This window comes from Burkholderia sp. AU31652 (assembly GCF_002223155.1).
Lineage (GTDB): Bacteria > Pseudomonadota > Gammaproteobacteria > Burkholderiales > Burkholderiaceae > Burkholderia.
Genome location: NZ_NKFG01000005.1, coordinates 2,271,088 through 2,292,338, shown reverse-complemented (window position 1 = coordinate 2,292,338; position 21,251 = coordinate 2,271,088). Strand labels below are relative to the sequence as shown.

General features: G+C 66.5%; 20 protein-coding genes. 10 read left to right on the top strand and 10 right to left on the bottom strand.

The window, feature by feature from the left end; translation table 11 throughout:
• Positions 1–35: 35 nt before the first annotated feature.
• Positions 36–1,274: a diaminopimelate decarboxylase gene (lysA, locus tag CFB40_RS27845; protein ID WP_089432995.1), complete on the bottom strand. Its 1,239-nt coding sequence runs from the start codon at positions 1,272–1,274 to the stop codon at positions 36–38.
• Positions 1,275–1,383: 109 nt separating this feature from the next.
• Here lysA and CFB40_RS27840 point away from each other — a divergent pair, with 109 nt between their 5' ends.
• Positions 1,384–2,298 (top strand): LysR family transcriptional regulator, encoded by a 915-nt coding sequence (locus tag CFB40_RS27840; RefSeq protein ID WP_089432994.1) that lies wholly within the window; start codon positions 1,384–1,386, stop codon positions 2,296–2,298.
• Between the two features lie 55 nt (positions 2,299–2,353).
• Positions 2,354–2,953: a GNAT family N-acetyltransferase gene (locus CFB40_RS27835; RefSeq protein WP_089427035.1), complete on the top strand. Its 600-nt coding sequence runs from the start codon at positions 2,354–2,356 to the stop codon at positions 2,951–2,953.
• A gap of 114 nt (positions 2,954–3,067) precedes the next feature.
• On the opposite strand, the gene CFB40_RS27830 is transcribed toward CFB40_RS27835, so the two are convergent.
• Both CFB40_RS27830 and CFB40_RS27825 read right to left on the bottom strand, forming a co-directional pair.
• Positions 3,068–3,646 (bottom strand): DUF4142 domain-containing protein, encoded by a 579-nt coding sequence (locus CFB40_RS27830; RefSeq protein ID WP_089427036.1) that lies wholly within the window; start codon positions 3,644–3,646, stop codon positions 3,068–3,070.
• 394 nt (positions 3,647–4,040) lie between these two features.
• Positions 4,041–4,664: an HAD hydrolase-like protein gene (locus CFB40_RS27825; protein WP_089427037.1), complete on the bottom strand. Its 624-nt coding sequence runs from the start codon at positions 4,662–4,664 to the stop codon at positions 4,041–4,043.
• Between the two features lie 138 nt (positions 4,665–4,802).
• Here CFB40_RS27825 and CFB40_RS27820 point away from each other — a divergent pair, with 138 nt between their 5' ends.
• Complete coding sequence (locus CFB40_RS27820; protein ID WP_217481522.1) at positions 4,803–5,243, top strand: DUF4087 domain-containing protein; 441 nt, start codon at positions 4,803–4,805, stop codon at positions 5,241–5,243.
• 14 nt (positions 5,244–5,257) lie between these two features.
• Here the strand turns inward: CFB40_RS27820 and CFB40_RS27815 are convergent, their stop codons facing one another.
• Both CFB40_RS27815 and CFB40_RS27810 read right to left on the bottom strand, forming a co-directional pair.
• A complete protein-coding gene (locus tag CFB40_RS27815) occupies positions 5,258–5,524 on the bottom strand; it encodes a Txe/YoeB family addiction module toxin (RefSeq protein WP_089432992.1) in 267 nt (88 codons plus the stop codon).
• A complete protein-coding gene (locus CFB40_RS27810; RefSeq protein ID WP_060968669.1) occupies positions 5,521–5,781 on the bottom strand; it encodes a type II toxin-antitoxin system Phd/YefM family antitoxin in 261 nt (86 codons plus the stop codon). The genes CFB40_RS27815 and CFB40_RS27810 overlap by 4 nt, the downstream gene beginning before the upstream one ends.
• Positions 5,782–6,004: 223 nt before the next feature.
• Here CFB40_RS27810 and CFB40_RS39245 point away from each other — a divergent pair, with 223 nt between their 5' ends.
• Complete coding sequence (locus CFB40_RS39245) at positions 6,005–6,448, top strand: GNAT family N-acetyltransferase (RefSeq protein WP_089427041.1); 444 nt, start codon at positions 6,005–6,007, stop codon at positions 6,446–6,448.
• A 57-nt stretch (positions 6,449–6,505) separates the two neighbouring features.
• Positions 6,506–6,724, top strand: coding sequence for a DUF1653 domain-containing protein (locus tag CFB40_RS39240; RefSeq protein ID WP_006480837.1), 219 nt, complete (start codon positions 6,506–6,508; stop codon positions 6,722–6,724).
• 58 nt (positions 6,725–6,782) lie between these two features.
• Here the strand turns inward: CFB40_RS39240 and CFB40_RS27800 are convergent, their stop codons facing one another.
• Both CFB40_RS27800 and CFB40_RS27795 read right to left on the bottom strand, forming a co-directional pair.
• The gene (locus CFB40_RS27800; protein WP_089432991.1) at positions 6,783–7,997 is read right to left on the bottom strand and encodes a winged helix-turn-helix domain-containing protein; all 1,215 of its coding nucleotides are present in this window, start codon (positions 7,995–7,997) and stop codon (positions 6,783–6,785) included.
• A 384-nt stretch (positions 7,998–8,381) separates the two neighbouring features.
• Positions 8,382–9,770 carry an MFS transporter gene (locus CFB40_RS27795; RefSeq protein WP_089427043.1) on the bottom strand — a complete coding sequence of 463 codons (1,389 nt, stop codon included), beginning with the start codon at positions 9,768–9,770 and terminating at the stop codon, positions 8,382–8,384.
• Positions 9,771–10,147: 377 nt separating this feature from the next.
• Here CFB40_RS27795 and treA point away from each other — a divergent pair, with 377 nt between their 5' ends.
• Positions 10,148–11,899, top strand: coding sequence for an alpha,alpha-trehalase TreA (treA, locus tag CFB40_RS27790; RefSeq protein WP_089432990.1), 1,752 nt, complete (start codon positions 10,148–10,150; stop codon positions 11,897–11,899).
• An 87-nt stretch (positions 11,900–11,986) separates the two neighbouring features.
• Here treA and CFB40_RS27785 read toward each other — a convergent pair whose 3' ends face one another.
• Entirely contained in the window at positions 11,987–13,474 is a 1,488-nt protein-coding gene (locus tag CFB40_RS27785; RefSeq protein ID WP_089432989.1) for a carbohydrate porin, read from the bottom strand.
• A gap of 113 nt (positions 13,475–13,587) precedes the next feature.
• The gene (locus CFB40_RS27780) at positions 13,588–13,857 is read right to left on the bottom strand and encodes a hypothetical protein (protein ID WP_089432988.1); all 270 of its coding nucleotides are present in this window, start codon (positions 13,855–13,857) and stop codon (positions 13,588–13,590) included.
• A 1,090-nt stretch (positions 13,858–14,947) separates the two neighbouring features.
• Between CFB40_RS27780 and CFB40_RS38815 the strand changes: the two genes are divergently transcribed.
• Both CFB40_RS38815 and CFB40_RS27775 read left to right on the top strand, forming a co-directional pair.
• Positions 14,948–15,085 (top strand): hypothetical protein, encoded by a 138-nt coding sequence (locus tag CFB40_RS38815; RefSeq protein WP_174972134.1) that lies wholly within the window; start codon positions 14,948–14,950, stop codon positions 15,083–15,085.
• A gap of 121 nt (positions 15,086–15,206) precedes the next feature.
• A complete protein-coding gene (locus CFB40_RS27775) occupies positions 15,207–16,853 on the top strand; it encodes an Nramp family divalent metal transporter (protein WP_089427047.1) in 1,647 nt (548 codons plus the stop codon).
• Positions 16,854–16,980: 127 nt separating this feature from the next.
• Here CFB40_RS27775 and CFB40_RS27770 read toward each other — a convergent pair whose 3' ends face one another.
• The gene (locus CFB40_RS27770; protein WP_089432987.1) at positions 16,981–17,886 is read right to left on the bottom strand and encodes a helix-turn-helix transcriptional regulator; all 906 of its coding nucleotides are present in this window, start codon (positions 17,884–17,886) and stop codon (positions 16,981–16,983) included.
• A gap of 283 nt (positions 17,887–18,169) precedes the next feature.
• Here CFB40_RS27770 and CFB40_RS27765 point away from each other — a divergent pair, with 283 nt between their 5' ends.
• Together CFB40_RS27765 and asnB are read left to right on the top strand one after the other, a co-directional pair.
• Positions 18,170–19,003, top strand: coding sequence for a helix-turn-helix transcriptional regulator (locus tag CFB40_RS27765; RefSeq protein ID WP_089432986.1), 834 nt, complete (start codon positions 18,170–18,172; stop codon positions 19,001–19,003).
• A 264-nt stretch (positions 19,004–19,267) separates the two neighbouring features.
• Positions 19,268–21,235, top strand: a complete 1,968-nt coding sequence (gene asnB, locus CFB40_RS27760) for an asparagine synthase (glutamine-hydrolyzing) (RefSeq protein WP_089432985.1) — start codon at positions 19,268–19,270, stop codon at positions 21,233–21,235.
• The last annotated feature ends 16 nt before the right edge of the window (positions 21,236–21,251 follow it).

The window sequence follows — 21,251 nt, the reverse complement described above, 5'->3', positions numbered from 1 at the left end:
GCGCAGGCCGCGCACCCCGTTCCGTCATGCAGGCGTTACTTGAACGTTTCGAGCGCGAGCAGTTCTTCAATGGTCTGCCGGCGGCGGATCAGCCGCGGCGCGCCGCGATCGACAAGCACTTCCGGTGCGAGCGGCCGGCTGTTGTAGTTCGATGACATCGACGCGCCATACGCGCCTGCATCATGCAGGAACAGCAGGTCGCCGATCTGCGGCTGCGCCAGCTTGCGGTGCGTGACCACGCCGCCCGCGTCCTGCGTGAACACGTCGCCCGATTCGCACAGCGGCCCGGCGATCGCGAGATCGACGAGCGGCCGTCCGGCCGGCAGCGCGCCATCGTGCGTGTGCACCGACACCGCGTGGTAGCTGCCGTACATCGACGGGCGCATCAGGTCGTTGAAGCCCGCGTCGATCAGCACGAAGTCGTGCTTCGGCCGGCGGTTGACGGCCTGCACTTCGGTGACGAGCGTGCCGGCTTCGGCGACGAGGAAGCGACCCGGCTCGATCTCGATGCGCACCGGGTGGCCGAGGTGACGCTCGATCCGCTTGCGCGCGGCGTCCCACTGGCTGAAGTAGTGACCGACGTCGACGCGCGGCTCGCCGTCGCGATACGGGATCGACAGGCCGCCGCCGGCCGAGATCGCGTCGATGTCATGGCCGAGCGACGTGACGAGATCGACCATCGCATCGCACACCTGCGACAGGTGGCCGTAGTCGACGCCCGAGCCGATATGCATGTGGATGCCGACGAGCTTCAGCCCGTACTGGCGCACGATCTCGATCGCGCGCGGCACGTCGTCGATCCAGATGCCGTGCTTGCTCTGCGGGCCGCCGGTGTTGGTCTTGTTGCTGTGGCCGTGGCCGAAACCGGGGTTGACGCGCAGCCACACGCGGTGGCCGGGCGCGTGCTCGCCGATGCGGGCGAGCATGTCGAGCGAACCGGCGTTCACGGTCACGCCGTGCTTCAGCACGGCCGCGAGCGTCGGGCGGTCGATCAGGTCGGCCGTGAACACCACGCCTTCCGGCTCACCGGCGGGGCTGAACCCGGCCGCGAGGCTGCGCTCGATCTCGCCGAGCGATACGGCGTCGACGCACGCGCCTTCCTCGCGCATCAGCTTCAAGATATGGACGTTCGAGTTCGCCTTCTGCGCATAGCGGATCACGTCGAACTGGCGCAGTTGGGCGATGCGGTCGCGGATGACGTCGGCGTCGTACACCCACAGCGGGGTGCCGTATTGCTGCGCGAGCGTCGCGAGCTGGCGGGAATCGAGAGACATGGCAGATGAATCGGGTCGAATGAACGGATAACGGGAATGATGCGCCAGATTGCCTATCCAGTAAAATGCCTGTTTATCGACATTCGATTCATATCTGATATAGCCGATCATGCTCACGCACCGCCATATCGAGGTCTTTCGCGCGCTGATGGTCACCGGCAGCACGACACGCGCAGCCGAGATGCTCTATACGTCGCAACCGACGATCAGCCGCGAGCTTGCGCGCATGGAGCAGGTCGTGGGCTTCGCGCTGTTCGAGCGTGCGCACGGCCGGCTGCGGCCGACGATGGCCGCGCTCACGCTGTTCGACGACGTGCGGCTCGCGTATGTGGGGCTTGAACGTGTCGCGGCAACCGCCGCGCGCCTGCGCGAGTTTCGTGACGGTCAGTTGTCGGTGATCGCGCTGCCGGCGTTCTCGCACGCGATCCTGCCCGGTGCGTGCCGGCGTTTTAGCGAGCAGCATGCTGGCGTCAGCGTGTCGGTGGCGACGCAGGAATCGCCGGTGCTCGAAGAGTGGCTGACCGCGCAGCGTTACGACCTCGGGCTGACCGAGCGCGACGTCGCGCCGGCCGGCACCGTGCTCACGCCGCTGCTCGAAGTCGACGAAGTGTGCGTGCTGCCCGACGGCCATCCGCTGCTCGCGCAGGACGCGATCGATCTGCCGGATCTCGCGGATCGCCCGTTCGTGAGCCTGTCGCTGAACGATCCGTACCGCATCCTGATCGACGAGGCGTTCGCGCAGCTCGGCGTGGCGCCGCGCTCGGTCGTCGAAACACCGTCGGCCGTGTCGGTGTGTGCGTTCGTGCGGCAGGGGCTCGGTGCCGCGATCGTCAATCCGCTGACCGCGCTCGATTTCGTCGGGCGCGACCTGCACGTGCGGCCGCTCACGCGATCGTTTCCGTACCGGGTCAGCGTGATCGTGCCCGAGCACCGGCCGAAGAGCTTGCTCGTCGATGCGTTTGGCGACGCGTTGCGCGGCGAGGCAAAGGCGATTCGCCGCCGGTTGGCCGCGCTCCTCGGCTGACGCGGCCGTATGATCGGTGTTTCGCCGCTATCGCCACCACTTTCCGGAATCCTTCATGACCGACGCTTCTGCTTCCCTCGAACCACCGATCCTCACCGGCGAACACGTCGAACTGAGGCCGCTCGATTCATCCGACCGGCAGGCGCTGCTGGACGCGGCCGCCGACGGCCAGCTGTGGAACCTGAAGGTCACGGTCGTGCCGGGCCCCGAGACGATCGACGCGTATATCGACACCGCATTGCAGGGGCGTTCGGCCGGCACCGTGATGCCGTTTGCGATCGTCGATCGCGCATCGGGCCGCGTGATCGGCAGCACGCGTTTCTGGAAGATCGATCGCAAGAACCGCAAGCTCGAGATCGGCCATACGTGGCTGAGCGAATCGGCGCAGCGCACGCGCGCAAATACCGAAGCGAAATGGCTGCTGCTGGGCTATGCGTTCGACGTGCTGCACTGCGTGCGCGTGCAGTTCACGACCGACGAGCTGAACGAGAAATCGCGCGCGGCGATCCTTCGGCTCGGTGCGAAGCAGGAAGGGATCGTGCGGCACGAACGGATCATGCCGGATGGCCGCAAGCGCAATTCGGTGCGCTTCAGCATCATCGACGACGAATGGCCGGAGGTGCGTGCGCGGCTGCTGGCGAAGCTCGCGACGTAACGTGTCACGCGTGAAGCGTGACATATGACGTGCGTCGCGCCGCCGGAAGGGGAGCGGCGACGCGACGACAGGGGGAAGCAGTGCGCCGCGCGTGATGCGCGGCGCCGCGGCGCGTTACTGCGCCGATGCGAGGTGGTGGCGTTCCGCGAGCTTCTGCGCGTCAGCGTAGTGCTTCTGCAGGATCGGCAGCGACTGGCGTGCGACTTCCTTCAGCTTCGTGTCGCGACCCGACGCGATTTCGGCCTGGAATGCCGAGATGGTCTTCTGCTGGCCGGCGAGCGCGACCTGCTCGATATACGCCTTGTCGAACTCGGCGCCGCGCAGGTTCTTGATGCTGCTCAGCACGGCCGTGTCGGGATCGTTGGCCGGCACGTCGACGCCGCGCGGGCTGGCTGCGCGCATCGCCTGGATGATCTTTTCATCGTCGGTCGACACGCGTTGCGCGAACGCCTTGACCTGGCTGTCCGACGTGCGCGAATCGGCGATGCGTGCCGCGTCGTGCTGCGTCGACACGGTCTTCGTGCCGTCGGTGATGAAGGCCTGGTCGGCTTCGTGGATACGCGTCGCGGCGGCGGCCGGTGCGTTCGGCGAGGCCGGTGCCGGTTGTGCGGTTTGCGCGGTCGCCGTCACGGCGACGAGCAGCAGGCCAGCGGCAGACAAAGCAAGGCGCGAGAGTTGGGGAAAGCGGTTCATGGGACCTCCTTTCAATCGGGGCTCTGGTTGAAAAACGGATCATGTGATCCGTCGCTGTGCGAGAGACCGGGCGCGCCCGGACCGGATTCGACCGCCTCTCTGCCGCGGCGCCGGTCGAAGTGTTTCCCGGCCCGACTGATTCTAGGAGAGCGATCCGGTAGCAGGTGCAACCGCGCTGTGGTTTGTGTAACGGATAGTAAGACGAATCGGTGAGCCAGCACGCCGACAGGTAGTGCGTACCTGTTGCGTGTGCGACGGCGGCAATTTTTGCGTGCATGACGCGTGCGGGATGCACGTGGGTGTCATCCGCATTTCATCGTCGTGCGGCTGTGTCGTGCGATGACGTGCGCATCGCGCGATGGGGCGAACCGGATGCGCGCAGCACGCGCATGCGTCACACGCGATCGAGCAATGCGTCGAGACGCGGCAGCAACGGTGTCGCGCAATGCGCCTGCAACGCGTCCGGCGCGGTGTAGCCCCACGCGACGCCCTGGAATGCGATGCGCGCGCGACGTGCCGCGTCGGCGTCGCGGATTTCATCGCCGACGTACAGCACTTCGTCGCTGCGCACGCCGGCCTCATGAACGAGCGCGCGCAGGCGACGCGCCTTGCCGAACAGCGGAATGCCGCACGCGAAATGCTCGACACGGCTGCTGGCGTGCGGGCCGAGCCGGTCACGCACGATCGCCTCGGTATTGGACGTGGCGATCGCGATGCGGATGCCGCGCGCGGCGAGCGCGTCGAACGTTTCGTCGACGCCGGGGAACAGCGCCACTTGCGCGACGCGCGGCTGCATCAGGCGGCGCATGTCGATCGTCACGCGCGGCACTTTCCACATCGGCACGTCGAGCGCGCGAATGATGTCGCGCGCCGACATGCCGCGCAGCGCCGGGCGCAGGTCGGGCGTGGCGTCGCGAAAGCCGTGCATGCGCGACGCTTCCGACAGCGCCGCGAGAAAGCTGTCGAGCGAATCGGCGAGGGTGCCGTCGAAGTCGAATGCGATGAGGCGGTAGGGCATGGAGCGGCATGGTGCACTTGTTGGGCAGGTGACATTGTCACCGAATCTGCTGAAAGCCGATCTCGTAGTCGCCGCTCGCGACGATCGAGGCGACCGGACGGCTGGTGCGGACGAGCGACATGCGAGAGAAAGCCCGGTATGCTGTCCGGCACCCGCAATGGCGGTTTCCCGATGCACATTCGTTTCCGGATCGATCACATGACAATCACTCGTGCACGTCTTGCAATGTGGATGCTGGGTGCAGCCTTTACGGCGGCAGCCGCGACGCAGGTATCTGCCGCACCGGAAAAGCGCTGCGGATGGCTTGAGAATCCGTCGCCGGCCAACTGGTGGCTGAACGACAAGGACGGCACTTGGACACTGTTGACGATGGGCAACGAGCCGGTACCGGGCCTCGACAAGATGCCCGACATGTCGACGAAGGGCTGGGTCGTCACCAACGCCGGCGGGCATGGCTACGGTTGCGCATGCCTCGACCTCGAAATTGACCCGCGCACGCGCGAGGTGACGCGGATAGTCGCGGCGCGGCCGCTGCCGTTGAAGCGTTGCAAGGCAGATCGCGCGTTGCGGGCGCCATGAGCCGCGGGGCGATGCTATTCGTAGTGGTAGCGGCAGGACACGATGCTGATCTGCAAGTCGTCAGCCTCGTAGACCAGACGGTTCGTGTCGTCGATACGGCGCGACCAGAAGCCGGAGAGATTTGCCTTTAACGGTTCGGGTTTGCCGATGCCTTCGAACGGCGTTCGCTGGGCTTCGCGAATGAGCTGGTTGATGCGCTTGAGCGTCTTGCGATCCTGCCCCTGCCAGTAGACATAGTCGTTCCACGCGTCGGAAGTAAAGAGCACGCGGCGTACACTCATTCGTCATCCGCCGCGAGCTTGTGTTCCTTTGCCTTGCCCTTGCGTAGTTGTGCGATCGAACGCTCGAGATGGGCGACGTTGGCCGGCGAGCGCAGCAAGTGCACCGTCTCCATCAGGCTGTCGTAGTAGTCCTGCGACATGATGACGGCGTTCGGTGCATCGCGGCGCGTGATGAGCGTCACGTCCGCATCGTCGACGACCTGGTCGATAACAGTCTTCAGATTGCCGCGGGCATCCGAAAAATGAATCGTGCGCATGATTGCCTCACTTGTACATATAACGGTACAAGTTTAGCACAGTCGATAGATGTGTACGGTTTGCTGTACAAGTCGACGGCGCCAGCCTCGTTACACACCAGAATCGTCCCGGAATGAGCATGCGCGCCGTCTGGCCGTGACGACAAGTGTCGCCGCTTGTAGCCCGCCGCGCCGCGCGGTATCGTCAGCGTCTCGCCTTCCGCCACCCCAACCGGAGACCGACGTGCCCGCTGCCACCCCCGCCACGCTGAGATTTTCCACCGACAAGCGCGAACTCGACGTCGACGCGATCTTCGACTTCCTGCATCGCGACGCGTACTGGTCGCAGGGCATTCCGCGCGACGTGGTCGAGCGGGCGATCGAGGGCTCGCTGTGTTTCGGCGCCTACGTGGGCGACCGGCTCGTCGGGTTCGCGCGGCTCGTGACCGATCACGCGACGTTCGCTTACCTGTGCGACGTGTTCGTGCTGCCGGCCGAGCGCGGCAACGGCTACGGCCGCGCGCTGATCGACCACGTGTTTGCACAGGAGATGGTGCAGGGCCTGCGCCGCATCATGCTCGTGACGTCCGATGCGCATGCGCTGTATCGGCCGGTCGGCTTCGAGCCGTGCGCGAATCCCGAACGGATGATGGAGATCCGCCGCCCGGACATCTACGCGAAACGCTGACGCGCGGCGCAGCGCATACAATACGCGCTTTCCGTTTTTGCCGAAGAGAAGCCCATCATGACCGAACAGGAAGCCGAACAGCTCGCGACGCATCGCCATTACAAGGGCGGGCTGTACCGCTACATCGGCGTCGCCCGCCATTCCGAAACCGAGGAATCGGTGGTCGTGTACGAACATCTGTGGCCGCATGCGCGCGGGCTGTGGGTCCGGCCGGAAGCGATGTTCAACGGGAACCTCGAAGACGGCACGCCGCGTTTCCGCAAGCTGCGCGACTGATTGACGGCCGGCGCGTAGACATCCGCGCCGCCGCCGTGCCAGCCGGCTGCGTGGGCGGCTACGCGCCGGCCAGCGCCTTCATCAGCTCCGGCGGGGCCTGCTGCCCGACCGTGACTTCCGGCGTGCCGTGCCACGCCGCGAGCTTCTTCACCGCCTTCGCGACATCCGCCGCGAGCCCCGTGCCGAACCGCACGCCCGGCTCGACATGCACGGCCTTCAGTTCGAACGTGCCGAGCGTGCGATGCGCCTTCGCGTCGATGCGCCCGACCAGCCGCCCGCGATGCAGCACCGGCAGGCAGAAATAGCCGTAACGCCGCTTGTGCCCGGGCGTATAGCATTCGATCGTGTAGTCGAATCCGAACAGCGTCGACGCTCGCCGCCGGTCCCATACCACCGGATCGAACGGCGACAGCAGCGTCGTGACCGTCGAGCGCAGCGTGTCGGCCTCCGCGGCCGGCAGCAACGCTTCGAGCGAGCGATGCACGTAGGCGGGCTCCTTCCAGTCTTCGATCGTCACCGGGATCAGGTCGCCCGCGTCCGCGAGCCGCTCGAGCTCCGCGCGGTAGGAACGGCGCGGCAGCCGATAGTAGTCGGCTACCCAGTCCGCGCGCACGACGCCGAGCGCCCGGCACGTGTAGTCGAGCAGCGCGGGCAGCACGGCGTGGCGCGGCGGCAGGTCGCGCGTGTCGTCCCAGTCGGGCAGCACGCGCTCGCGCACGTCGTACACGCGCTGGAAATTGCGGCGTTCCGACACCATCAGGTCGCCCGTCGTGAACAGCACTTCCAGGTGCCGCTTTTCGGGCTTGCGATCCCACCAGCCGTTGCCCTTCACGCCATCTTCGCGGGCGAAATCGGCCGACCGTACCGGGCCCTCGGCGCGAATCCGCGCGAGCAGCCGCTCGATGTCGGGACGATTCTGCTCATGCCATTCGGCTGCGTATTTCCAGCCCATTCCCGACGGATCGAGCATCTTGTAGCGCATCAGGCCGAACTGCTCGACCGGCAGGAAGCACGCTTCGTGCGACCAGTATTCGAACAGGCGCGCCTCGGCGAGATGTTCGTCGAGCCACTGCGGCGAGAAATCGCCGAGGCGGCTGAACAGCACGAGATACGGGCTGCGCGCGACGACGTGAATGGTGTCGATCTGCAGCTGCGCCATCCGGCGGATCGTGTCGAGCACGTCGGATTTGGTTGCCTTGCGGCGGGGCGGCGTCAGCAGGCCTTGCGCGGCGAGATGCAGCGCGCGGGCGGCGGCGGTCGAGAGCGTAAGCATCGGAAGGGCGGCCGGGAGTGATGGTCGGGAACCACTTTAGCGCGAAAGCGGCGCGCGCGTGCGACGTGCCGATGCACCGCGTCTGACAATGCTTGACAGATGCGTTGCGCAAGTTTCCCTATAGTGCAGTTCATGGCGCAACGATAAACACGCGCAACGATTTTGCTTCCGACGCACATATGTCCATGGCACGCAGGAAGTGAATCCGGGATTCTCAACCCCCATCGGGAGACCCGGAGCCCTGAGCGGACATCCATGCGGCTGTGCACCGGCCCCGTGTGGATGTCCGCTGATTTTTTTGTATTTTCCGGTTTTGCTTCGCGGGCGGTTTTTCCTTTTGCCCGTTTGGCCCCTCTCGTGATTTCCCGCCCGTCTGCCTGATCGCTATTGCCGCTTGCCGCGCGCGACTTCGTCGCCGGCGCCGGGCGGCAGCCGCCGCGTGATCGGAATCGACGCGAACGAGCACAGCCCGACCACGAGAAACGCGGGCCAGAAATCCGACCACATCATCTTCTGATGGCCCTGCAGCCAGTGCGAAATGTGCAGCACGAGGCCGGCGACCGTCACGCCCAGGCCGAGCGACATCTGCTGCACGACGCTGCCGAGGCTCGTCGCGCGGCCCGCGTCGCGCGGCGAGATGTCTGCGTAGATCATCGAGTTCAGGCTCGTGAACTGCAGCGCCGGGAAGATGCCGCCGACGAGCACGATCAGCCAGATCGCCCAGGTCGCCATGCCGGGATGGAACACGCCGTACGCGGCGATCGCGAGCCCCGCGAAGGCCGCGTTGTAGATCAGCACCGTGCGGAAGCCGAAGCGGCGCAGCGTATGGGTGGCCGTCGAGCGGCTCATCGCGCCGCCGAACGCGGACGCGCACGTGATGAGCCCCGAGTGGAACGCGCTCATGCCGAGCCCTTCCTGCAGCGCGAGCGGCAGCAGGAACGGCACCGCGCCAAGGCCGATACGGAACAGCGACCCGCCGACGACGCTCGCGTGATACGTGGGGATCTTGAGGAAGCTGAGGTCGAGCACCGGTCGCTCCTTGCGGCGCGCGTACGGTACGTACAGCGCGAGCAGGGCGGTGCCGGCCACGCACATGACGAGCGCGTTCGAGCGTGACGTGAGCGAGCCGTCGATCAGCGTGAGGCCCATCAGCAGCAGCGCGGCGCCGCTGGCCGACAGCAGGAAGCCGAACCAGTCGAGCGGGCCCGGATCGGGCTCGCGCGTGTTCGCGATGTGCTTGCTGGCGAGATAGATCCCGTAGATGCCGATCGGCACGTTGATGAAGAAGATCATCCGCCAGTGCAGGTAGGTCGTGATGAAGCCGCCGACGAGCGGCCCGACCGTGGGCCCGAACAGCGCGGGAATCGCCAGGTAGTTCATCGCGCGCACGAGGTCCGAGCGCGGCACGGCGCGGAAGATGATGATGCGGCCGACGGGCACCATCATCGCGCCGCCCACGCCCTGGATGAAGCGCGCGAACGTGAGCACGCCGAGGGAATTGGAGGCCGCGCACATCAGCGAGCCGACGACGAAGATGCCGATCGCGGTGCGGAATACGGAACGTGCGCTGAAGCGGTCGGCCAGCCAGCCGCAGATCGGAATGAACACGCCGAGCCCGACCACGTAGGCCGTGATCGCAATGTTCAACGTGACGGGGCTGTGCCCGAAGTCCCTCGCCATCGCGGGAAGGGCGGTGACGATGATGTTCGCGTCGACGCTTTCCATGAACAACGCACAGGCAACGATGAGCGGTGCTAGAAAGACGGGCGACATGGGCTGGGCGCGCGGTAAAGACGGCATTATGCCCACAATGTGACCGTTGAGTCACGTACGACAACAGTTGTTCCGCATGTTGCAACAGTCGTCTCGGTTGGCGGCGGCGTGGAAAGAACGACTGCATGGCGCTGTTGTGCGCGCTCGGGCTGCGCGATGCGCCGCGCCCGACGCGCGCGCGTCGCGGGCCATGTCCGGTTATCTGTATCTGCGCGAGTTGCACGAATCGAAACTTGCTTGATGTGCACGTTTCGTGCGACAGTCAGACCCACTCGCACCACAAAACGACGCGCATCGATCGAGGGCCATCGAGACGAGCGCGCGCGCGAACGAGACCTCGTGCCGACCCACTCACCATCGAAAGGAGGGGACACGTCATGACGTCACGTCGTGCCGCATCGATCGCATCGCGCTTCTCGAGTCGCTTCTCAAGTCGTTACTCAGCTCGACTCTCACCACCTCTCGCGCCACCTACGCCGCGTCTTCGCTGGGCTGCCGCGCTGGCCGTCGCGTATCTCGCCGTTGCCGGCTGCGCCGCCCAGGCCGACAACGCGAACCAGGCCGCCGCGCAGGCAGCTGCCCAGTCGGCACCGCCGGCTACGGCCGCGATTGCCGCTCCCGCCTCGGGCACGCTGCTGCCGCCGCCGAGCCAGCTCTACGGCGACCTGTTCGTCGCGGTGCAGACCGCGCAGCTCTATCCCGACCAGAAGACCTTCGTCGACGCGACGCCCGATGGCGATCCGGCGACGATCGTGCAGTTGTATCAGCAACAGAAATCGCAGCCGGGCTTCTCGCTGAAGGCGTTCGTCGCCCAGCATTTCACGCCGCCGCCGGAAGGCGGCGTGACGCCGCCGCCGAACCAGACGCTGCGCCAGCACATCGACTGGCTGTGGCCGCAGCTCACGCGCACGAGCACGACGGTGCCGCCGTACAGCTCGCTGATCCCGCTGCCGAAGCCGTATGTCGTGCCCGGCGGCCGCTTCCGCGAAGGCTACTACTGGGACACCTATTTCACGATGCTCGGGCTGCAGGTGTCGGGCCGCGAGGATCTCGTCGACAACATGCTCGACAACTTCGCCCATCTGATCGACACGATCGGGCACATCCCGAACGGCAACCGCACGTACTACGCGAGCCGCTCGCAGCCGCCGTTCTTCGCGTACATGGTCACGCTCGCCGCGCAGGCCGAAGGCGACAAGGTCTATCAGAAATACCTGCCGGCACTGCGCAAGGAACATGCGTACTGGATGCAGGGCGAAGCCACGACGCCGCGCGGGCAGGCCACGCGCCATGTGGTCGCGATGCCCGACGGCGCGGTGCTGAACCGCTACTGGGACGCGAGCGATACGCCGCGCGACGAGTCGTATCTCGAGGACGTGACGACCGCGAAGTCGGTGCCGGCGCGTCCGGCGAACGAGGTCTACCGCGACCTGCGCGCGGGCGCCGAAAGCGGCTGGGACTACAGCTCGCGCTGGTTCGGCGACGGCAAGACGCTCGCGACGATCCGCACGACGTCGATCGTGCCGGTCGACCTGAACAGCCTGATGTTCCATCTCGAGACGACGATCGTGAAGGGCTGCGCGGTCACGCGCGACGTGGCATGCGTGACCGATTTTTCCGCGCGCGCTGCGCGGCGGGCGGCCGCGATCAATCGCTATCTATGGAACCGCCGCGGCTACTACGGCGACTACGACTGGCAACTGCGCAAGCCGCGCGACGCGGTGACGGCCGCTGCGCTGTATCCGTTGTCCGCGGGCGTGGCGTGGCCCGAGCGCGCGAAGGCGACCGCACGCGAGGTGCGCAAGACGCTGCTGCAGCCGGGCGGCCTCGCGACGACCACCGAGAACACCGGGCAGCAGTGGGATGCGCCGAACGGCTGGGCGCCGTTGCAGTGGATCGCGATCGACGGGCTGCGCCGCTATGGCGAACCGGCGCTTGCGAAGGACATCGGCACGCGCTTCCTGTCCGACGTGAAGCATGTGTATGCGACCGAAGGCAAGCTCGTCGAGAAGTACGTGGTCGAAGGCGCCGGCACGGGCGGCGGCGGGGGCGGTGAATATCCGCTGCAGGACGGCTTCGGCTGGACCAACGGCGTCACGCTGAAACTGCTCGGGCTGTACGGCGAGTGACGCGCGGCGCGCTGGCACCGTAAGAAAACGCACGGGCCGGACTGTCGCGCAAGCGGCCGTCCGGCCCGTGTTTGCTTCAGGCCTGCTTTAGAACGTGATCGTCGTGCGTACGCCGACCACCGTTTCGTCGCCGATGCGCGCACCGGCCGCGTTCGGGTTCGGGATGCCGCCGCCCGGACGGAAGAAGTGCTGCAGGTCGGCCTGCAGTTGCCACCACGGCGCGACCTGGTACTGGTATGTCGCTTCGACGACCGTCTCCGCGCGGCGCACCGGATAGCCGGACGTCGTGTAGACGCCGGTGTCGCCGTCGAGGCCGCGCGCATGCGAGCCGATCTTCGCGTAGCCGACCGCGATGCCCGCGACGTCGTTGTCGCGTCCCTTGAACGGCGCCTTCAGCGTCACGCCTGCATTGGCCGCGAAATCGACGGTATTGCGGTCGCCCGGCGCACCCATCACGCGCGCGAACACGTTGACCGAGCGCGGGCTGTCGGCCGACGGCCGCCATACCATCTGGTCCGCGACCGCGTAGAACGAGTAGTTGCCGCGATGGGTCGCGGCAATGCCGTTGCTGGCGGGATCTGCGAGCGACAGGCCGTCGGTGCCGTAGCGCGGGTCGTTCGCATGCTGCGACTGATACCAGAAGCCGAGCTTGTACGTGCCCGGCAGGCCGGCCGGTTGCGGCGCCTTCGGGTCGGCGGGCGGCGCGTTCAGCGCGTACTGCACTTCGCCGATCACGAATGCGCCGCTGCGCAGGTTGAAGTTGGTGCCGTGCGCGTTCAGCACCTGCGCATCGCCGTCGCTGCGGCCGGCCGGGTTGCCGTCGAACACGCCGACCATCGTGGTCCACGCATCGGACGGCTTCACGCGCAGCCGCACGCCGAGCGACGACAGCGGATACGCGGGGCCGCCGGCAGGCAGGTCGGTCGACGGCAGCACGGGCCAGCCGAACGTGGCGTTCATGAACGTCGCCGCGTTCTGGCTCACCATGAATTCCTGGTCGACGCTCTGCTGGCCGACCTTCACGTCGACCTTGCCGTCGAGCAGCGACTGCTGGTACCAGAGCTCCCACAGGCGCGTGGTCGAATTTGCCTCGATGCCGGTCGCGGTCTGCAGCGTCTGCAGATAGCGCTGCGTGAGGTTGGTGCCGTGAATCTGCAGCGCCGACACGTTGAACGTGCCGCCCGGCAGGCCGACCGCCTTGCCCGTGTCGACGTTGAAACCGAATTGCGTGAGCCCCTGGTACGCGCCGCCGCGATGCGTGCCGCCCGACGTGTTGTACAGGTACTCGCTGGTTTCCTGCAGGCTCAGCGTGATGCCGTGATCGCCGAGCACGTCGCGCAGGCCGCCCATGTTGCCGAGCAGGTTCGAGCGTTCCCAGAAGCCGGTGGGAGCGGGCGCGGCAGCATCGGCGGCCTGTTGTGCGGGCGCGGCGGCGTCGCTGGCGCCGGCCGCCGGTTCGGCCGCGGCCGGCGACGGCGCTTGCGCGAACGCGGGCGTGGCGGCGAGCGACAGCAGCAGCGTGGCGAGCGCATTGACGCGGCGCTTGCGCGGGACGGGTTCGAGGTAGTTCTTCATGTGGGTTCCGTTGACGGTTTGATTAGTTAGGCTGAAGAAACGAGAACGTGATGCGGGAAGCGTGGCGAGACGACCGCGCGGCGGCACCTGGCGCTGCCGCACGACGGAGGGGCTTACGGCAGCCAGCCGCCGATGCGGCCCACCTGCGCGAAGCCGAGGCGCGGCGCAGCCGAGCACAGCAGCGCGACGAGGGCGACCGCGGCGGCCATGACGGCGACCAGCAGGCAGTCGAGCGGGCGGGGCGCCGCCGGCACGTGGGCGAGCGCCGTGCCGCGCCAGTTGCTGAACGCGTGGGCGAGCGGCGACAGGCCGGAGACGAATGAGCGGTCGCATGCGACATGCACGATGCGCTTGAGTCTGACCGCGAACGATTGAAAAAACATGACGCTGCCTCCGTCGTGTCCGGCTCGGGCCGGACGACGTGGTCGAGCGCGGGCGCATGACGCGGCCTGCGATCGGAGGGTGGAACGTAACGGAGCGTGCAACGGACGAACCGGCGATGACCGGCTCGGGAGGAAGCGCGCTAACCCGACGAATGCGAGTTAGCGGCGAAAGACATGCGTCTGGCTGCTATCTCGCGATGGCTTGGCCGGCCTGGACCGGCATCGAACTGCAACTAGAGCATGTGTCCACGGAGGGACTCCCTTGATGAATTGCGGCGGATTGTATTCGCGTCGTTTGCTGCAGCGCAAGTAAAAAACGCATAAAAAACGGCGCACGTTGCGCGGGCACTTCGGCGGCCCGTTCCGGCACGGGGCGGGCAACGGATCGGCAACGGATCGGCGACGAAGGCGCGCGACCGGACGCGCCGCCGCGTTGTTCATACGCATCGCCTCCCGGCTGCACCGCATGCCCTGAAAGGTTGCGCCACGTGTTTTCAAGGGCAATTCTTTCAGTGCCGCGACGCGCGAAATTTATTTCGAGAAATGGGGTTTGGAGGGGTTGACTTCACTTTTGGGCGGTCCATAGAATCCGGCATCTTCACTCTTGGGGCCGCCGCCTTGGACGCCTGCAGTAGTCGATCTTCGAACGAAATTTCCGCCTGAGCGACCGACGTCCGCGCCTCATCGAAGCCGCCGTTTGTCTCCAGGCAAACGGTGCGCGCAGCAGTATTCCGCAGCAAATTCCTACGTGCACCCTGATTCGCGCCGGTTAGCGTGATGCGTTTTCGCATGCGCCCGCCGGTTTCACCGCCGCCCGGCAGGCGGCCGTGTTCGCGCACGCCTTTTCAGGCATCGCGAATGCCGGCCCGCCCGCCTGACGGCGGTCAACCGTGTTCTCCGGAACACCGCACAGGAGCCGCCATGAACGACAGTGACAGTTGTCCCTTATGCCCGTTGCACGCACCGACCCTTTTGAACCCGGGTCGCAGGGACAATCCGGCCGACTAGCCTGACACGTCGTTCAGGCCCCGGACTGGCCCCGCGCCCCACACGCGGCCGGCAGCCTGCCGTCGCCGCACGGAGCCAGATCATGAACTTCGGCCTTCTGCTGTCGAATCTCCCGCACGTCACCGAATCGCGCAACCACTACGAAGCGATGCTGACGCTCGACGCCCGTCCGCGGGTGTTCGCCCGCCTGTTGAACCAGCTGAAAGCGTTGATCCGCTGAATGACGCACCGAGCGCGTCTCGGCATGCGCACGTGCAACTGCCCGAGGGCAGGCGCCACGTGCGCATTCCAAGACCACACGCTCATCGCATCGAATAACCATTAGCCGTACGGAACACATCATGTCCACGCCATCCAACGTTTCTCCACCGATCGCCGTCGAACGCAGCGCCGTGCTCGACGAAGCCCACCTGGGCGACATCCGCGGTGCGCTCGGTACGATCGCGCATCACGACACCGGCTCGCGCGGCACGTGGTGGGCGCGCTTGCGCACGTTGCTCGCGATCATCGGCCCGGGCCTCATCGTGATGGTCGGCGACAACGACGCCGGTGCATTCGGCACCTACACGCAGGCCGGCCAGAACTACGGCACGACGCTGCTGTGGACGCTGCTGCTGCTCGTGCCCGTGCTGTACGTGAACCAGGAAATGGTGCTGCGCCTCGGCGCGGTCACGGGTGTCGGCCACGCACGCCTGATCTTCGAACGCTTCGGCAAGTTCTGGGGCGCGTTCAGCGTGATCGACCTGTTCCTGCTCAATGCGCTCACCATCGTCACCGAGTTCATCGGCATCACGTTCGTGCTGGATTTCTTCGGGCTGCCGAAGGTGGCCGGCGTGTGCGTGGCCGCGGCGTTGACCATGGCCGCGGTGAGTACCGGCGACTTCAGGCGCTTCGAGCGGTTCGCGATCGGGCTGTGCGTGCTGAGCCTGCTGCTCGTGCCGGTGCTCGTGTCGATCCATCCGCCCGTCGCGCAGATGTCGCGCGATTTCTTCGTGCCGAACTGGCCCGCGCACGCGAAGCTGTCGGACGTGATGCTGCTCGTGATCGGCATCGTCGGCACGACGGTTGCGCCATGGCAGCTGTTCTTCCAGCAGAGCTACGTGATCGACAAGCGCATCACGCCGCGCTTCATGAAGTATGAGAAGGCCGACCTGTGGATCGGTATCGTGTTCGTGCTGATCGGCGCGGTCGCGATGATCGGGTTCAGCGCCGCGCTGTTCAACGGGCATCCGGAAGCCGGCAACTTCACCGATGCGGGCGGCATCATCGCCGGCCTCGAGAAGTATGCGGGCCGCACGAGCGCGACGCTGTTCGCGGTGGCGCTGCTCGACGCGTGCATCATCGGCGCGGCGGCCGTATCGCTGTCGACGGCCTATGCGATCGGCGACGTGTTCAAGATCCGCCACTCGCTGCACCGCGGCGTGTCCGATGCGAAGGGCTTCTATCTCGTGTATTTCGGCATCGTCGCGGCCGCGGCCACGCTCGTGCTGATTCCGGGCAGCCCGCTCGGCTTGCTGACCGAAGCCGTGCAGACGCTCGCAGGCGTGCTGCTGCCGAGCGCGACGGTGTTCCTGCTGGTGCTGTGCAACGACCGCCAGGTGCTCGGCCCGTGGGTCAACTCGACGAAGCTCAACGTGTTCACCGGCGCGGTGATCTGGGTGCTCGTGCTGCTGTCGATCATCCTCACGGCATCGGTGATGTATCCGGATATCAGCGGCGAAGCGATCGTCGACGTGCTGGTCGGCGGCACCGTGCTCGCGATCACGGGCTATATCGCCACGGTATTGATCCGCCGCAACAAGCGCGTGGTCGAGCCGGCCGTCGATCGCTCGTTGCGCGACACGTGGCGCATGCCGCCGCTCGACACGCTCGAGCCGCAGAACATGACGGTCGTGACGCGAATCTGGATGGCCGTGCTGCGCGGCTATCTCGTGATCGCGGTCGGTCTGGTGATCGTCAAGGTAGTGCAGATGACGCTGCTGAAGTAACGCAGGTCGTCTTCCAGGAAGCGGCGCCGGACCCGGCACCGCGCCGCAACCCGTACATGCCGGCCCGCGAGGCCGGCATGTGCGTTTACGCGTCCGTTTGCGACAGGCCGTGCACGCCGCGCGATCGTCAGATCAGCTCGAGCTTCGACGTCAGGTACGTGAGCTGGATGCGGTTCGCGACGCCGAAGCGCTTGCGCAGCTTGCGCAGGTGATAGTCGACGTTGTGTGCGCTGGTGTCGAGGCGCCGGCCGATCTCCTTGTCGGAGGCGCCTTCGGCGATGCCGAGCAGCAGTTCCTGCTCGAACGGCGTGAGCCCGTTCACCGCACGTTCGCGCGACGTCGAGATCAGTTGCGGCGACGCGAACTTGTGCACCGACAGCCCGATCGACAGCGCCTGCTCGATCGTCGCCGGCGTGATCCATTCGCGCGTGCGGCGCGGCGCGGTGAAGCTCATGAACGCATGCAGCCGCGTACCGGGCACGGCCATCGAATACATGATGCCGCTGCACATCCCGTCGTCCTGCATCGTCTGCAGGAAGCCGTCGAGCGCGGCCGGCGTCGCGCGCGGGCCGGCGTCGCGCTCGCGGTGTTCGCGGCGCAATTGCTGCAGGTCCCACACGATCGGCATGTTGCACACACGCGCGCCGAGCGTGCGCGGATCGATGTCGTGATGGTTGTGCCGCACGTAGTCGCCGCGATAGGTGGCCGGCGTGAAGGCTTCGTGCAGGTAGAGACTTTCGACGCGCTCGTGCGCGAATTCGAGCGCGAAGTACGCGAACGTCGAGAAGCCCGTCAGGTGCAGCAGGCTCGCGACGATGCGGCTGCGCTCGGCCGTGCTCTGCGCGTGCGCGAGCGTATCGGCGACGCCGAGCTTCGGCGCGTGCGGCTGCGTGAGTTCGCCGCGCTTCACGTCGTCGCACCAGACGACCTGCACGGGGCGCTCCCGCAGCACGTCCGGGCACGCGTTCAACCCGTGCGTCGGGCGGGGAAAGGTTGGGGCGACCGCTTCTTCATGCAATGCAATATCGGACATGTGCCATCCCTCGGAATCGACGCGCATCGCCTGGCGGCGGCCGTATCGTGTACGGCGTTCGTGGCGGTGCGATCGAGCATCGTGTGATATGCGCCGATCGTCATCCCTGACGAAACGCGGGGGCATTGTACAAAAATGCCTGTGTATGCGTAATATGCCGTAATACTAATGGCGGCGGAAGATTCCTATTCGCACGCCTATAACGAAGACCAGACAATCCATAAAGAAAAGACCAGATCGTGACGGGGCGCAGTTTCACATATTGGGAAAGGGCGGGCTCCTCATGACATATGCTGACGGCGCACCACGCGTCGAGTGGTTTTCGCAGGCCGATATCGCAACGACTGCGGCTTATTCGAATCAATATCAGGCAATCGGGCACGACGTTTTTACCGGCGCTCAAATTGAATCCGGTAAAACCGACCTTGCTCCGGTCGATTTCGCGCAATGCCATGCGCGCTTGCGGCAAATCGGTTTCAGTACGCTCGGTTATGGCGCTTTCGAAATGATCGGGCGGCGCATCCTGTGCGCGCATCTGCTGCGCGACCTCGCGCCCGCAACGTTCATGCAGCCGTTCATCGAAGGAATGCTCTACGACAGCGACCCGCGGTTCGCGCAGGTGCGGCAGAGCGGCTTTCCGGTCGCGTGGCGGCTCGACGAGATCGAGGCGGCCGCGCAGGGCAGCGGCGACCGCAAGATGCTGGCGCTCGCCGGCCATCTGCGCGCGCATGCGATGAACAGCGGCGTGCTGTTCGGCCTGTCGGCGCCGCGTCTTGATTTGCGTGTCGCGGTGAACGTGACGTCGGAGACGCACGGCACCGAATGGATCGATGATCGCGTGATCGGCGGCGCGCTGTCGGTGAGCCTCGCGGTGCATCGTGTCGCGTTGCCGTTCCTCGAGGCACGCATCGCACGGATGCGCGGCTTCGCGCTCGGCGACGAGCAGCAGCAGGTGCTCGACCGGCTCGTGCACGGGCTGTCCGACCAGGAGATCGCGAGCGCGCTGCGCACGTCGCTGCACAAGGTCGGCCACCACATCCGCTCGCTCGAAAAACTTTTCAACGTGCAGAACCGCGCGCAACTCGCGTATCTGGCGGCGCGCCGGATGCCGTCCTGACGCTGTCAGTTCCCCGTTTTCTCCGCGTGACCCGATGACCGTCGCCGGCCCGCCCGTGGCCGGCCCGACGGGCCGTTTGCGACCGCGGCGCCGTCGCGATGCGCACGCGACGCTTGACAGTGCTTTTTTCGAGTGATTGAGACATTCACCTGTGAATTATTGCTGATTTATTTCTTCGTAATATGGCTCGACCGTCACGCCGGACGGCGGGCCGCGAGGTTGCGCCATGCGTGACGGAACTGGTCAACAGGGGCGGACAAATCAATGTGCGGAATCGACGGCTTTCTGAATAGCGTCGCCTTCGATGAGGAGACAGCGCGCGGCACGCTCGCGCGCATGACGGCAAGCCTCGCGCATCGCGGGCCGGACGGACAGGGGATCTGGGTCGATCCGGAAGCCGGCATCGCGCTCGGCCACCGGCGGCTCGCGATCGTCGACCTGTCGGTACACGGCCGACAGCCGATGGCATCCACGTGCGGCCGCTACGTCATGGTCTTCAATGGCGAAATCTACAACCATCGCGAACTGCGCGCGGAGCTCGAGCGCGCGGGTCGCGCACCGGCGTGGCGTGGCCACTCCGACAGCGAGGTGCTGATCGCGGCGATCGTCGCGTGGGGTGTCGAGGCGACGTTGCGGCGCGCGACCGGCATGTTCGCGATCGCGCTGTGGAATCGCGAATCGCGGGTGCTGACGCTCGCGCGCGACCGGATCGGCGAGAAGCCGCTCTACTATGGCCGGATCGGCGACGCGCTCGTGTTCGCGTCCGAGCTGAAGGCGCTGCGCGGCTATCCGGGTTTCGACGGCGCGATCGATCGCGACGCACTGTGCCTGTACCTGCGCCAGTCGAGCGTGCCCGCGCCGCACACGATCTATCGTGGCATCCGCAAGTTGCCGCCCGGCACGTATATCCAGTTCGAGCATGCGCGCGACACGCCGCGCCTGCGGGCGTACTGGACGCTCGATCAGGCGATCGAGGACGGTCGCGCGCGGCCGTTCGAGGGCAACGCCGACGAGGCCGTCGGCCAGCTCGACGCGGTCTTGCGCCAGGCCGTCGCGCGGCAGATGGAGGCCGACGTGCCGCTCGGCGCGTTCCTGTCGGGCGGCATCGATTCGTCGACGATCGTCGCGCTGATGCAGGCGCAATCGTCGACGCCGGTCGATACGTTCACGATTGGCTTCCATGAAGCCGGCTACGACGAAGCCGGGTACGCGAAGGCGGTTGCGCGTCATCTCGGCACGCGTCATACCGAGCTCTACGTCACGGCCGACCACGCGCTCGGCGTCGTGCCGAAGCTGCCGTCGATCTACGACGAACCGTTCTCCGATGCGTCGCAGATCCCGACCTTTCTCGTGTCCGAGCTGACGCGCCGGCACGTGAAGGTGAGCCTGTCCGGCGATGGCGGCGACGAGCTGTTCGGCGGCTATACACGCTACTTCCTGACGCCGCGCCTGTGGCGCAAGCTGCATCGTGTTCCCGGTGCCGTGCGCGCCCGGATCGCCGCCGCGCTGCATGCGTTGCGGCCCGATCATGCGGACCAGCTCGCGGCCGTCGCGCAGGGTGCGTGGGGCGGCGTGGAGGCACGCGAATCGGCCGCGCGCATCGGCGATCGCCTGCACAAGCTCGGCCACGTGATGACGGCCGAGAGCCGCATCGGGCTGTACCGGCTGCTGATGTCGTCGGTGCATCATCCGGAGCGCCTCGCGCTGTCGGGGCAGGAGCCGGCGACGCCGCTCGACACCGTATCCGCGTGGCCCGCGCACCTGAGCTTCGCCGAGCAGGCGATGGCGATCGATACGCTCACGTACCTGCCGACCGACATCCTCGCGAAAGTCGATCGCGCGGCGATGGCCGTGAGCCTCGAAACGCGCATGCCGTTCCTCGATCATCACGTCGTCGAATTCGCGTGGCGCGTGCCGGCGGCGGTGCGTTTGCCGGAAGGGCAATCGAAGGCGCTGCTGCGCCGGCTGCTCGACCGGTACGTGCCGTCCGCGCTGATCGACCGGCCGAAGCAGGGCTTCTGCGCGCCCGTCGATCACTGGCTGCGCGGCTCGCTGCGGGATTGGGCCGAGGCGCTGCTGCGGCCGTCGCGGTTGCGCGAGGAAGGCTTCTTCGATGCGGCCGCGGTCGAGCGCCTGTGGCGGCAGCACGTGACCGGGCGGATGAACTGGCAGCACCAGTTGTGGACGGTGCTGATGTTCCAGGCGTGGCTGGAGGCGCAGCGCGCCGCATAAGGCGGCGCACTGCGCG